Here is a 13,576-nt window from a genome sequence, read left to right as displayed (position 1 = left end):
CGATCAGCGATAAGCCCTCTCCTCTGGCTACTCGCTACTCCCTATTCGCTATTCCCTCTTCTCACCTTGCGAGACCGTCGATGACTTCGCTCCGCGCCTGGCCCCGTCCGCTCCGTGGCGTTGTTCCTCCCATGATCACGCCCTTGAGGGACACCGAAACGCTCGATCACGCGGGACTGGAGCGGGTCGTCGGGCGACTGCTTGACGGCGGAGTGGCGGGAATTTTCATTCTGGGGACGACCGGCGAAGGCCCCAGTCTCAGCGACCGCCTCCGGCAGGAAACGATCTCCGCCGTCTGCAATCTGGTCCAGGGACGCATCCCGGTCCTCGTCGGCATCACCGAGACCTGTTTAACGGCTGCCATCGAACTGGCCAAGGTCGCCGAGGAATGCGGCGCTGACGCCGTCGTCACCGCGCCGCCCTATTACTTCAGCCCGGACTCCCGCGAACTGGTCCGCTACGTCGAGCGGATTACCGACTCGATCGGCCTGCCGATGGTGGTCTACAACATCCCCAGCCTCACCGGCTGCTTCTTCGATTTCGACGCCATCCGCCAGCTCATGCAGCACGATCGGATCATCGGCTTCAAAGACAGCTCGGGCGACATGCTCTATTTCCACAAGATGTTGCAGCTCATCCGGCAGCGACCCGACTGGACGGTCCTGATGGGCCCCGAAGAACTGACCGCCGAAGCGGTGCTGATGGGGGCCCACGGGGGAATCAACGGCGGCGCCAACGTGCACCCCCGGCTCTACGTCGATCTCTGCGCCGCCGCTCTGGCCGGGGACCTGGCGCGCACGCGCGAACTGCATCTGCAGGTGCTCGACCTCGCCGGGCGGCTCTACTCCGTCGGCACCGGCTCCGCGCCCGTGATCAAGGGAATCAAGGCGGCCCTCGACATCCTGGGAGTCTGCCGCGACGTCTGCGCGGAACCGCTGATTCCTCTGGCCGGCCCCGAAAAACTCCTCGTCCGCCAGCACCTGCGCGATCTGGGGCTGCTGGAATGATTTAATTCTTGAAGATCTCTCGCAGAGACGCGGAGCAGAACGCGGAGACGCAAAGAAAAGACGATCGCGAGACTTTCGCCGCTGTGCAATGGAAGTCGCGAATGAACGAACGGATCGACCACGGGCCGAGGGCTTGTTCAGATGGCATTGCCGGCTGATGCGACGCACCTGCACTGCTGGTTCTGGAGCGAGTGAATATGGAGTATTCATTCTGCGTTGATGTCTCGATCTGGCATCCGTCGATTGACCCGGACGAGATTACGGATGCATTGCATCGCCGTCCGTCGCGTTCTGTCAAAGTCGGCGAACTCCCCGCACGGAAATACGGCGGCACGTCCGGTGACGGATTGCGCCCGGCACGTGTGACGACTTGGAGGATTGGCTTACATTCGGAATCCCGGTTGAACTTCCCCGAAGTCGAACCGGACGACATCGTCCGGACTTTCCTGTCGACTCTCGACGAGGAAGAACGATCGTTTCTTCGTCGAATGTCCGCGGAGGGACGCGCGGCAATGACGGTGTGCGTCTTCACAGACGGAGGGAACGCGGCCGTCTGCCTGAACCCCAATGTCGTCCGAGAGTGTTCGCGGTGCGGCTTTGAAGTCTGCTGTGATTTCTACTGTGTGCCGCAGAGAGGATAGCGGCGTCGACCCAAAGTCGATTAACTCGTGATGCCTCAAATCTCTTCGTTCAAGCGACTGCGCTCGAGTCATCGAGCCGCCTGCCGCTTGCGAATCAATCTCATCGACTCGCGACGTTGCGAGAAAAGCCGGTCCCCCCTTTCCCCGCAGACTTTCACCGGGTAAGTTTTTGGTCGGCGTTCCCGCAACAACCTCCTGCCCAGGATCTCCAGGATGTCCCACCCGGTTTCACGTCGTCACTTTCTGTCGCAGGCGATTGTCGCCGGCGGTGTCCTGGCCTTGCCCTCGGCGAGCTGGGGACGCGTTCCCGGAGCGAACGCCCGGCTGCGCGTCGCCTCCATCGGCACGGGCGGCAAAGGCTGGTCCGACCTGACCGCCACCGCCGCCAGTCCCCACGTGCAGATCGTCGCCCTGTGCGACATCGACGAAAGCGCCGAACACCTCGGCCGGGCCGCGGAAAAATTCCCCGACGCCAAGCGCTACACCGACTGGCGGAAACTGCTCGACGAGTCCAAGGAAATTGACGCCGTCATCGTCTCCACTCCCGATCACATGCACGCGCCGATTTCCCTCGCCGCCATGCAGCTCGGCAAGCACGTGCAGTGCCAGAAGCCGCTGACGCACACCGTCTTCGAAGCCCGGCAGATGCAGCTCGCGGCGAAGAAGTATAACGTCGTGACGCAGATGGGCAATCAGATCCAGTCACACGAGGCCTACCGGACCGCCGTCAAGCTCGTTCACGACGGCGCCATCGGCAAGGTCCGCGAAGTCCACTCCTGGCAAAGCGGCGTCATGAGCTGGATACTCGTCGACGACCGGCCCGCCGGCAGCGAGCCGGTGCCGGAAACCGTCCACTGGGACGACTGGCTGGGCGCAGCGCCCGAGCGCCCCTACCTCCCCAAAATCTACCACCCGTTCAATTGGCGCGCCTGGCAGGACTTCTCCAACGGCCAGCTCGGCGACTTCGGCTGCCACATTCTCGACCCCGTCTTCATGGCCCTGAAGCTGACCGCGCCACTCTCGATTCAAGCCGAAGCCCCGGCCCTCAATCGCGAAGTCTGGGCGAAATGGTCCACGGTGTCCTACGTCTTCCCCGGAACCGAATTCACCGCCGGAACGACAATCCCCGTCACCTGGTACGACGGCGCCGGCAAGTTTCCTCCGCGCGACGCCTTGGGACTGCCCGAGTCCTACAAGCTCCCGGGCAGCGGCTCCGTCCTGGTCGGCGAAAAAGGCTCGCTCGTCATTCCGCACGTCGCGATGCCCAAGCTCTTCCCCGAGGAAAAGTTCGCTGACTTCACCATCCCCGTGGTCCCGGCCCGCAATCACTACACCTCGTGGGCTGACGCCTGCCGGGGCGAAGACAAGGCGACTTCGGCGTTCGACTACTCCGGCCCCCTCAGCGAAACCGTCCTGCTCGGAACCATCGCCATCCGCCACGCCGGGAGCAAGCTCGCCTGGGATTCAGAGAAGCTGCAACTGACCGGCGCTCCTCACGTGCAGGACCTGCTGACCAAGCCCTACCGCACCGGCTGGCAGCCGACCTGGATCTGAGCGGTTCGCCGCGACAGTTTCGCAACGCATTCGCACGGGCGCATCCGCGTCTGCAAATCCTCCGAAGCGCCGGCGGCAGTGATTGCCCCCGGCGCTTCGGTCGTTTTTTCCGCTGTCAAACTCGGTTTCCAGTAGACTCCCAGCAACGATTCTTTATATGTTATTCGAATGAGAAACCTCGTCCGTCAACTCGGGAGCGTCACAGATGGCCGGCCGATCGGGAACGCGAGCCCCATTTTGTGACGGGCTGTCGCGACGGAGCATGCTGCAGGTCGGCGCCCTGGCCATGGGCGGACTGAGCCTCCCCGACCTGCTCCGCGCCGAAGCGGCTGCCGGCCGGCGGTCGCACAAAGCCGTCATCATGGTCTTCCTGTCCGGCGGCCCGCCCCATCAGGACATGGTCGACCTGAAAATGGACGCACCCGCCGAAATTCGCGGCGAGTTCCAGCCCATCTCCACCAATGTCCCCGGGATCGAAGTCTGCGAGCTCCTCCCCCGGCTCGCCAGTCGGATGGATCGGCTGGCCGTCATCCGATCGCTCGTCGGGTCCGAAGGTCGCCACGCCGCCTTTCAGTGTCTCACCGGACAGAAAGTCCTCAATCAGCCCGCCGGCGGCTGGCCGTCGTTGGGCTCGGTCGTCTCGAAGCTGCAGGGGCCGGTGACCGAGGGCACGCTCCCCTTCGTCAGCCTCGCGCCGCGGATGCGAAATGCTCCCTGGGGCGACCCGGGCCAGCCCGGCTTCGTCGGTGAGGCCCACGCCCCCTTCGCTCCGAACGCCGAGTCGGCCCAGCTCACTCTCAACGGCCTGAACGTCGACGGACTCCGAAATCGCAAAATCCTCCTCGACGGCCTCGATCGCCTGCAGCGCCAGGCCGGGCAGAGCGGGGCCCTCGAAGGACTCGCCAAACACTACGAAAATGCGTTCGGCATCCTGACGTCGAGTCACCTGGTCAACGCTCTGGATGTCGCACAGGAAGGCCCCGAAGTCCTTGATCGCTATGGCCGCGGTGCCGTCGAGAACGCCGGCTACGGCGACGCCGGCCCGCTTCGCAACGAGTACCTCCTCGCCGCGCGACGCCTCGTCGAAGCGGGCGCCCGCGTCGTGACCGTGGCCTACGGCCGCTGGGACTGGCACGGCCGGCCGCACGGCACAAATTTCGAAAACGCTCGCGACCATCTGCCGCAATTCGACCAGGGGCTGACCGCCCTGCTGGATGATCTCGAAGAACGCGGACTCGACAAAGACGTCAGCGTCGTCGTCTGGGGCGAATTTGGCCGGACCCCGGTCATCAACAAAAACGGCGGGCGCGACCACTGGCCGCAGGTGGGCTGCGCCCTCCTCGCCGGCGGCGGCATGCGCACCGGCCAGGTAATCGGCAGTACGAACCGGCTCGGCGAACATCCGCAGGAACGCCCGGTCCACTTCCAGGAAGTCTTCGCCACGCTGTACCACAACTTGGGGATCGACGTGGAACACACCACGCTCCCCGACCGTTCGGGACGCCCGCAGTACCTCGTCGATCCGATTCATCGCCCCCTGCCGGAACTGGTCTGATGGCGGCCCTGCGACTCACGCGCACCCGCACGTTCACGCACGGCAACTCCGTCTACTGGGCGGCGTTCTCCCCCGATGGCAGCCAACTGGCCACCGCCAGCCTCGACAACACCGTCAAGCTCTGGAACGTCGCCGACGGAGCGCACACCGGCACGCTCAAAGGCCACGGCGACGGCGTCGCGTTCGTCGCCTGGCTGTCCGATCAACGGTTGCTGACCGCGAGCCTCGACCGGTCGCTCAAGCTGTGGAAGCTGGAAACAGCCACCGCCGAAGCAACCTTCTCGGGGCATCAGGACTACCTGAGCTGTGCGGCGATCAACCGGCAGGGGACGCGGGCCGCTTCGGGGGGCTTCGACAAGACCGCCCGCGTCTGGGACCTGCAGAGCACGGCGGCCCTGGCCGTGCTGACCGGCCACACCGGGACAGTGCAGGCCGTGGCGCTTTCGAGCGACGGCAAACATCTCGCCTCGGGCGGCGACGATCACAACATCCTTCTGTGGGACGTCGACTCGCAGAAGTTGCTGAAGACGCTCGCAGGCCATTCGCGGACCGTCGAAGGGCTGGCGTTTTCCCCCGACGATCGACGACTCGCCTCAGTCGGCGCCGACGGCAGTCTGCGGCTCTGGACCGCCGACGGGGAGCCCGCCGGGAGCATGCAGGCCAATTCACATGGCCTCAAATCGGTCGCCTGCTCGCCCGACGGCCGCTGGCTGGCGACTGGAGGCCTGGATGGCGTCGTCCGGTTGTGCGATCCGGCCAACGGTCAGCAACTCCTCGCAGAACCGGCCCATCGCAACACGGTCTTCTGCGTCGCCTTCAGCCCGGACGGGAGCCGACTGGCAACCGCGAGTTTCGACCGGACGATTGCCGTGTGGGATCTCGCGACCGCTTGATGTTGCTTCGCATGCGAATCAGACGTCTGTCGGGGGCGCTGCGGCGCGTGACGCCGGGGATCTCGACTACCCCTTCTGAATCGCCTGCCGCATCTCCCGCGAGTCCGCCTTCTCCTTGAGCTTCTCCCGCTTGTCGTGCAGCTTCCGGCCCTTGGCCAGCGCCACCGTCAGCTTCACCAGCCCCCGCTTCAGGTGGACGTCCAGTGGAATGATCGTCAGCCCCTTCTGCGACGCCCACTCGGCAAACTTGCGGATCTCCCGCCGACGGAGCAGCAGCTTTCGCGGCCGACGCGGCTCATGATTCATATACGTCGCCTGCGGGTACTCCGAGATATCGCAGCCGAGCAGCCAGACCTCGCGATTCTGCACGCGGACGTAGGCCTCTTCGATGGAGATCTTGCTGTTCCGGATGCTCTTGACTTCGCTCCCCAGCAGCACGACGCCGCATTCCAGCTCTTCGAGCAGATCGTACTCGTGCCGCGCGCGACGGTTGCGACAGACCACGCGGTCGTTCGGAGTCTCAGCAGAAGCAGCAGGTTTCTTGGCCATGATATCCGGAGCTGGAGGTCGGGAACCATCATTCTAGGCAACGCCCGCCGCAGCCACCAGTCGCGGGGAAATGTCGAAAAACAAGTCGAGAGTCGAGTGCCTAGAGTCGAGAGCCAGAATTGAGCGTGATCCCATGTCTGGCATTTTCTTCTCACTCGCCACTGACCACTCCTCACTCACCACGTCTTCCCTCTCCCCACACTCCCGCGTTCCGCGCCAAAAACTCCTCCGCCCAGTGATAGTGGTCGAGCAGCCCTTCCGTCGACCGACCGAGCAATCGGAACGCGGCGTAAACCGCTTCGATCGTCGCCAGTCCCGACACCGGGTCTTCCGACACTTTGGAGACCCGCGGATACGCCGTCACCAGCGGCGGCAGCGTCCGCACGGGCACCTCGGCGACGAGTCCCTCCATCCGTTCCGCCCACCGCCAGGTCCCGTCCAGGAACAGCAGACCCGCCTCGGCGTCCGCCGCACTCAACACCGGCCCTCCCAGCCCGAGTCGGACATACCCCGCCGGAATCGCCGGGACGCGGGGATAGTTGCAGAACCGGAAGTCCGCCCGCGGACGCAGAGGGCGGACCGTGCACTTGGCCCGGCGTTCTTTCGGATGCACGACGATGATCGTCGGCGGATACGTCAGCGCAAGCTCGTCAGTCACTTCGCGCCAATCGCGTAGAGGGCCTTCTTGCCACGCAGATAGATCCGGCCATTGCTGACGGCCGGCGAGGCGACGAACTCGTCGTCGAGCGTGTTGCTGGCCAGAACGTCCCGCTCGGCCTCCGCCGCAATCACCGTGCACAGTCCCTCCCGGCTCAGGAAGTAGACCTTGCCGTCCCCCGCAACCGGCGAAGCCTTGTAGTCGCGACCGCCGATTCGGTCCCGCCACATCTTCTCGCCCGTCGCCTGCCGGTAGCACGCACCGATGCCGTTGTCGGTGACGACCCACAGCAGCGAGTTCCAGGCCACAGGGCTGCAGGAGTCGGGCGTGTTCTGCGTTTCTTTCCAGGCGATGATCTCACCGGGCAGTTGGCCCCTGCCGACCGGCTTCAGCCCCTGCAGCGCCCCGCGCATGCCGACCGTGGTAAAGACCCAGTCGCCGACGAGCGTCGGACCGGTCACCGTCCGTCCGCCGGTGAGTCCCGGCACCGACCAGATCCGTTCGCCTGAGAGCGGCTCATAGGCGTCGAGGACGTTCCCCCCCATCACGACCAGTTCGCGACGGCCCTGAGCCGTCCGCAACTGCGGAGTCGTGTAGGAATCCCCTTCCTCGGCGTGCGAACCGGTCATGCGCGGCGTGTGCCAGACCACCTTGCCGGTCGTTTTGTCGTGCGCCACAACGTAGCTCGGCGCAAGCTCCGTCGTCTCTCCATCCAGCGAGTCCTGCATGCAGGCCGAAATCACCAGGTTGTCAACGAGTACCGGACTGTTGGCGTGACCCCACCAGATCGTGTAGGGACCGTAGTCTTCGACGAGATTCCGCCGCCATTCCAGCGTCCCGTCGAAGCGGTAGCTCGCGAGCAGTCCGTTCCCGAAATGCACGATCACCCGTTCGCCGTCGGTGACTGGCGACGGCGTGGCCAGATTCTGCAGGTCGTGGAACTTCGACGAACGTTTGCCAGTAGCGGCTTCCTTCCGTACCGCGACTGCAGCCCCCACTTCCTTCGTCCAGACGATCTGGCCATCTTTCGTCGAAAGACGCACGAGCAGCAGCTTCCCGTCGGACTCGGACGTCAGGAAAATCGCGTCTCCCCAGATCGCCGGCGTACTGTCGCCCCACTCCGGGAGCGCGGCCTTCCAGACGACGTTCGCCGTTTCGCTCCAGGTCACCGGCAAACCCGTCTCCTGAGTGGTGCTGTCGCCACGCGGACCGCGCCGTTGCGGCCAGTTGTCCGCCATGACGCCGACCGGGGAATTGCCGACGAGCAGCGTCCCCAGGCACAGAAGCAAAAACATTCTCACCGTAAACTTCCTTCGCGAGCAAATTCCGTTCAACGCCGATCGTCGTTCGAAGCACGCCGCCATGTTTGTCATCACATGCTCCCCAGACAGCTTAACCACAACGGTTTCCGGGAAGACTTGCATTTCTGCATTTCGCACATTTCGTCTTGCAAGGACTTCGCTGCCCCGCCTCTCTCGTCACAGCTCTTTATCAAGTTCCATCGGAGCAATTTTACAAGGAAACTGGCAAGCGTCTCTCCCCCTCTGCTCTCCGCGTCCTCCGAGTCTCCGCGGTAAAACTTCTTCTTCTCTGCCTGCGAAATCGCTCACTCCCCGCGCGCCGTCAGTTCGGTCCGGCCGAGACCGTTCGCCGACCGGGGCGTAAAGACGAACGGCGGCAGCGTGAAGTTCTGGATCGCCGAGCGCACGCCCCCCGTGTACTGATCCTGCAACGCCTGATCGACCGACTGATTCCCCTGGGTCGTCACGAACCCGGAAGAGTTGCTCACCGTGTGAGATTCCTCCCACGCCGTTTCCCCCTGCACCACGAACGCGGCCTTCACGGTTGTCACTTTGGCCGTAAAGCTGACGTCCACCGAATCGAGTCGCCCGAACTGCCGGTAGCTCCGCTGTTCCGTCGTACCAACTTCTTCGACCGCGGTGACGACGAGCTGCACCGCCGCCCCCTCCTGGACCGTGATCTTATGGTTCTTGAGCTGCTCGACCAGTTTGTTCCGGGCCTCGGTCAGCGCCGACGGGTCGATCGCCGGATGATTTGCCTGCAGCACCAGCGAGCAGACGCCTCCGGGTTGCAGCACGAACTCCAGCGGCGCCGTCTTCCCGGAAAGCTCGCCGACGACCTGCGGCGCCGGCAGGCGGGCCGCCGCCAGGACCGGCCGGTCCCCGGCCGTCGTGACGTACCAGTGTCTCCCCCAGCGACCCCGCGGCAGGTGATCTCCTTCCGCCAGATCGTACGCCCAGACGGTCACTTTCTGGTCGGTATCAATCAGGCGGGCGTTGTCGAGCAGCAGATAACGCTCGTCGCACCACTGCAGATAACCCGACAGGACCGGCACGGGGAACGGAGCCGCAGCCTGACCGTCGGTGAGATTGACCGTAAACAGGTAGTAGCCGCCGTTGTGCTCGGAGAGGAGCGCCAGCCGCATCCCGGCGGAATCGATCGCCGCCGCATGAACGTCGCCGACGTCGGTGATGCGTCCGCACCGCTCGCCGGTCGCCGCATCGACGAAATAGTACGCCTGCCCGTCGGAATAACCGATATACTTCCCCCCCGGCGTCACGACCGGGCGCGAAGCGTTGTCCGCTCCCCACATCGCCGCGGCGCCGGCATCGAGATCCCAGCAGACCAGTCGACCCTCGCCGCTGAGCGTCACAACCCGATTCCCGGCGACGAACTGAGCCCCCACGGGAAGTCGTCCCAGTTCGGTGGTTTCCGAACGATACGGCTGCCAGCTCGCAAGCTGCTTGCCGTCCTGCGTCGCATAGATGTCGTACCGCCCGGCCTTATCGGCGGTCCAGAAGAGAAACCGCGAACCATCCGGACTGACGTCGACCAGATCGCCGTCTCGACGGAACTTGAACTCGCGGAGCTGCTGACCGGTCTTGAGATCGTAAACATCCACCCAGGCCCGGTCCTTGCCCGAGCCGGTGTCGCTGGAGAACGCCGAGGACTCATTCCCCGCGGTCGCATGAAAGCGAAACTGCGACAACTGCTGGGCCGACCGATCCCCCTCCATCACCCGCCCGAACGGATCCCACTTGTTGGAACGAAGCGCCACCGCCACCGGGGCGTCGTCACCCGCCAGCGCGATCTCCCGCAGCGATCCCGGCCCGTTCCGCAGCGCGACCGGCTTGGAGTTGAGTTCAGACTGCGGTCCGGGGTCGGGCTTCACCGTCCATGTCGTCTCACCCGGTTTCACCGTTTTCATCGAAACGAACGTCGGCTGATCGGGGACTTCGTCGTCGTTGACGAGGATGACCTCGTAGTCGTTTCGCCGGGCCAGGTTCCTGGCGATTCGCTCGGTCGACTTGGCGATCTTCTCTTCGGGCAATTCGTAAACGGTCACAAACCCGGAATTGCCGCTGGCGTCGATCACCGTCAGATGGCTGTCGTCGAGAGCGAACCGCTTGCCGGGAAAGTTCACCGAGCTCGCCGGAACCTGCCAGACCATCGCTCCAGCCTGGCGATCGATCAGCCCGTGCTCGTAGGCCAGCAGCCGCTGCCCGCCGGGAAAGAACTGAATCGGCATCGCCCCGATCCGCCGATCCCCGAGGACCAGATCCTTCAGCTTCTCCTTGAAGGTCATATGATCCACGATCTCGCCGTCTTCCACATTCCAGATCACGATCTTGGAACAGTGCCAGCCGTCGAGAACCGCCGCCAGTTCTTTGCCGTCGTGCGAGAACGCCAGACCGACGACTTTAATCCACCAGCCGATGTCGTAGCCCGGCAGCGCCAGATCGCCCACAGGGCTCCCGTCCTCCAGGTCGAACAGCGTGACGACTTCCTTCCAGTCCTTGTTGTGGACCACCGCAATATGCTTGCCGCCGGGGCTGAACGCCGCCGCGTTCGCGCGGCCGTGATGCCCCAGATCGATGTCGGCCACCTTCGAGCCGGTCGGCAGCTCGAACAGATGTATCTCGCCGCGCCCGAAAAAGTTGGCAGCCACCAGCCGATCGGGGCGCGGAATCGCCAGCCCGTCCCAGTTGGCGTCGAGCGACACTCCCTCAATGTCGATCACATGTTCATCATGCTCGGTGTCCCACACGCCGACTCCCTGGGAGCGATGTTTGTCAGTCGTCCCCGCGAAGTATTTTCCATCGGGGCTGAGCGCCGCCATGAACGTCTCGGCCTTCAACCCGTCGATCTTCGCAACCTTCGAATTGGCCGTCACATCCCACAGCTCGCGGACGTCCTTCGGCTTCCCTCCTTGCCCGACCAGCACAAACCGGCTCGGAACCACTGGAAACACGATGTCCCCCAGCGATGCCCCCCGCGTCATGGGAATCTTGATCTTCGGGGCCTTCTTCGCCGTGTACTCCAGCGCTGCGACCGTCTCTTCGGGTTCCGCCGACCAGAACTCAGGCGGCAGGACATCCGGCGGCTCTCGCAAAATGTCGAACTCGCCCTCCGCCCCCCCCGCGCGCACCGATCGCTTCTCGCGAAAAGTCTTCGTCACGCCGACCACGGCCCCGAATCCCGAGCCCGCCTCAGGATTCCTCGGCCCCTCCGACCGCGGCAGCCCGGAGGCCGCATTCCCAACCCCGCTCCCGCCGACGGTCGTCCCCGTCACTGGAGCATCGAATCGCGACTTCGTTCCGCTGCCGGGAAAGGCCTGATCGCCGCCCGGCAAACCGCTTCCGACCGGCATCGCCCCGACGCCGTTCGGCATCCCGAAGTGCGGCACCGGTTGCGCTGGGGCGAACATCGAACTCACCACCTGATAAGCAATCACCGCCGAGACGACGAAGGCGACTCCCCCCGCGGCGTACTTCACGACGGGAGGAGCCCCGGAGCTCTTGCCGCTCCGACCGCGGGAACGGCCGCTTGACCGGCTGCGTCCGCCGGGTAATTCGAGATCGGCTCCGCACTCCTTGCAGACGACCGTGCTCCCGGCCCGCTCATCGGGAAAACGATACTTTTTCCCGCAGACGTCGCATTCCGTCAGGATTGGCATGACGCACCATCATGTTGTGAATCAGGATGTTGGGAACTGGCCGCGCAGAGCCCCCGGAACCGGGGCGCGCAAGTGATGATTCGGACGAGAGTTGTCGTTCGATACTAACGGAATCTCGCAGGGAAAAAAAACGCCAATCTCCGGACCGGAGACGCCGCCGATCTGACGGCAGAACATCGGCAAACAGGGACCGCAGCGCCTCGCTCAGGCGATCAGACGAGACGCACGTGCTGGACGTTGTGCTGCAGCAGCCATTCGAGCCACCGTTCCTGATCTTCGGAGATCTCGATTTCAGTCCGATACGAACTGTCGAGCGGGGAAACAATCGTGATCACGCCGTCGTCAAACGCCTGACGAGCCTCCTCCGCCCGAATCCAGTATTCCCGTTCGCCCAGCTCGGCAGGCGCATCCTGCACCCCGGCCGGCGTTGCAAAATAAGTGACGTCATGCCGGAACCGATCGGGCATGGCGCACGACGGCGCCGCGGGCTGGTCAATCGAGATTACGCGCACTGCCATAGTCGACGCCGACTTTCCGTAAGTAGATTTACTATGTCTCCGCTCCGTATCGCGGATCCCCTCGGCGCCCCTGCGGCAGCATTGTCCGAAAAAACGAACTCCGTCGCAAAAAACCGAGTTGAGACTCTTCAGGTCTCACGTTTACGATACCGGGAGACGGGGCCTTTGACACCGGGTCAGTGGACCTCCCTCCGGTGCGGGCCATCGAAGGATCCTCGTCTGGCAGCACCGGTGCCTCTCCGCGCCGGTGCTGCTTTCATTTTCCGACGGCACACTCTGCACCGGCATCGTCGCACGTTCCAGGGAGCCAGGCCATGTCACGCCGCTGGTCCGCTTTGATCGCCCTGCTCGCCGTCTCGCTCACCGCGGGCAACACGGGAGCCATTCGCCAGCTTTCGCTCGATCCCGAAGCGCCCGTCGTCGACCTGTTCCAGGGCGAACACGACGGAAAGCTCGGCCTGAGAATGGTGGCTCAGAACCCGAAATCCGGGCTCGTCTTCGTCACCAATCGCTCCCCGGAATCGCTCACAGTCGCTGTTCCGAAAGCCGTCATCGGCGTCCACATTCTCCCGCAATTCGGACAATTGCAGGGGCTGGGAAACCAGAATGGCTTCGGACAGGCGAACGGACTCGGAAACAATCAGGCCGGCGGAGGCGGACTGGGACAGAACACCGGTGGAACCCTGTCCCCCATGGGCGGCAATCAGGGGTTTCCGGGGCTCCAGAACGGCGCAAACGGCCTCAATCCCGCCGGCAACGGTTTCTTTTCGATTCCACCCGGCAAGACCGTGCAGCTCCAGTTGAACAGCGTCTGCCTCAGCTACGGTCGCCCCGATCCAACCCCCGCCATGAAATACAAGCTGGTACGCCTCGAAGACCAGGTCAGCGACCCCGCGCTCCAGGAACTCCTGGCGGGAATCAACGACCGAGCCGACCGCGACGCGGTTCAGGCCGCCGCCTGGCACCTGGCGAACGGACTCTCATGGTCCCAGATCGCTCAACTCTCCGAACAGCGGCTGCCAGGAGTCGTCACTCGCATGTTCTCGCCCGCCGACGTCCGCAACGCGCAGTCGCTGGTGGAAACGGCGAAAGACATCGCCAAGGACCGCCCGGCCGAAGAGTCGCAGCCCGTCGCACTCCGCACTTCATCCGCGCGCTGAACAATCGCGACCTTCAAACATCAATCGACAAGGGCTTCCGGATTCCGGAAGCCCTTGTTCGCT

10 protein-coding genes are annotated in these 13,576 nt (G+C 64.2%); 5 read left to right on the top strand and 5 right to left on the bottom strand.

Features of this window, described 5'->3' with window-relative positions; translation table 11 throughout:
* Positions 1 to 80 precede the first annotated feature (80 nt).
* From SH412_RS05410 to SH412_RS05395, 4 genes are all read left to right on the top strand, one after another.
* Positions 81 to 1,007, top strand: coding sequence for a dihydrodipicolinate synthase family protein (locus SH412_RS05410; RefSeq protein ID WP_336522494.1), 927 nt, complete (start codon positions 81 to 83; stop codon positions 1,005 to 1,007).
* An 854-nt stretch (positions 1,008 to 1,861) separates the two neighbouring features.
* A complete protein-coding gene (locus SH412_RS05405; protein WP_336522493.1) occupies positions 1,862 to 3,202 on the top strand; it encodes a Gfo/Idh/MocA family protein in 1,341 nt (446 codons plus the stop codon).
* Between the two features lie 205 nt (positions 3,203 to 3,407).
* Positions 3,408 to 4,757: a DUF1501 domain-containing protein gene (locus SH412_RS05400; RefSeq protein WP_336522492.1), complete on the top strand. Its 1,350-nt coding sequence runs from the start codon at positions 3,408 to 3,410 to the stop codon at positions 4,755 to 4,757.
* Complete coding sequence (locus tag SH412_RS05395) at positions 4,757 to 5,650, top strand: WD40 repeat domain-containing protein (protein ID WP_336522491.1); 894 nt, start codon at positions 4,757 to 4,759, stop codon at positions 5,648 to 5,650. The genes SH412_RS05400 and SH412_RS05395 overlap by 1 nt, the downstream gene beginning before the upstream one ends.
* Positions 5,651 to 5,716: 66 nt before the next feature.
* Here SH412_RS05395 and smpB read toward each other — a convergent pair whose 3' ends face one another.
* The 5 genes from smpB to SH412_RS05370 all read right to left on the bottom strand — a co-directional run bounded on the left by smpB (position 5,717) and on the right by SH412_RS05370 (position 12,353).
* Positions 5,717 to 6,199 carry an SsrA-binding protein SmpB gene (smpB, locus tag SH412_RS05390; RefSeq protein ID WP_336522490.1) on the bottom strand — a complete coding sequence of 161 codons (483 nt, stop codon included), beginning with the start codon at positions 6,197 to 6,199 and terminating at the stop codon, positions 5,717 to 5,719.
* A gap of 172 nt (positions 6,200 to 6,371) precedes the next feature.
* Positions 6,372 to 6,857 (bottom strand): hypothetical protein, encoded by a 486-nt coding sequence (locus SH412_RS05385; protein ID WP_336522489.1) that lies wholly within the window; start codon positions 6,855 to 6,857, stop codon positions 6,372 to 6,374.
* A complete protein-coding gene (locus SH412_RS05380; RefSeq protein ID WP_336522488.1) occupies positions 6,854 to 8,152 on the bottom strand; it encodes an outer membrane protein assembly factor BamB family protein in 1,299 nt (432 codons plus the stop codon). Before SH412_RS05380 ends, SH412_RS05385 begins: the two co-directional genes overlap by 4 nt.
* 311 nt (positions 8,153 to 8,463) lie before the next feature.
* The gene (locus SH412_RS05375) at positions 8,464 to 11,835 is read right to left on the bottom strand and encodes a hypothetical protein (RefSeq protein ID WP_336522487.1); all 3,372 of its coding nucleotides are present in this window, start codon (positions 11,833 to 11,835) and stop codon (positions 8,464 to 8,466) included.
* Between the two features lie 212 nt (positions 11,836 to 12,047).
* On the bottom strand, positions 12,048 to 12,353 hold the full coding sequence (locus SH412_RS05370; protein WP_336522486.1) for a hypothetical protein: 306 nt from the start codon (positions 12,351 to 12,353) through the stop codon (positions 12,048 to 12,050).
* Between the two features lie 314 nt (positions 12,354 to 12,667).
* Here SH412_RS05370 and SH412_RS05365 point away from each other — a divergent pair, with 314 nt between their 5' ends.
* Positions 12,668 to 13,513: a hypothetical protein gene (locus SH412_RS05365; RefSeq protein WP_336522485.1), complete on the top strand. Its 846-nt coding sequence runs from the start codon at positions 12,668 to 12,670 to the stop codon at positions 13,511 to 13,513.
* Positions 13,514 to 13,576 lie beyond the last annotated feature (63 nt).

It is taken from the genome of Planctellipticum variicoloris (assembly GCF_030622045.1).
Lineage (GTDB): Bacteria > Planctomycetota > Planctomycetia > Planctomycetales > Planctomycetaceae > Planctellipticum > Planctellipticum variicoloris.
This window is presented reverse-complemented; position numbering and strand designations above follow the sequence as displayed.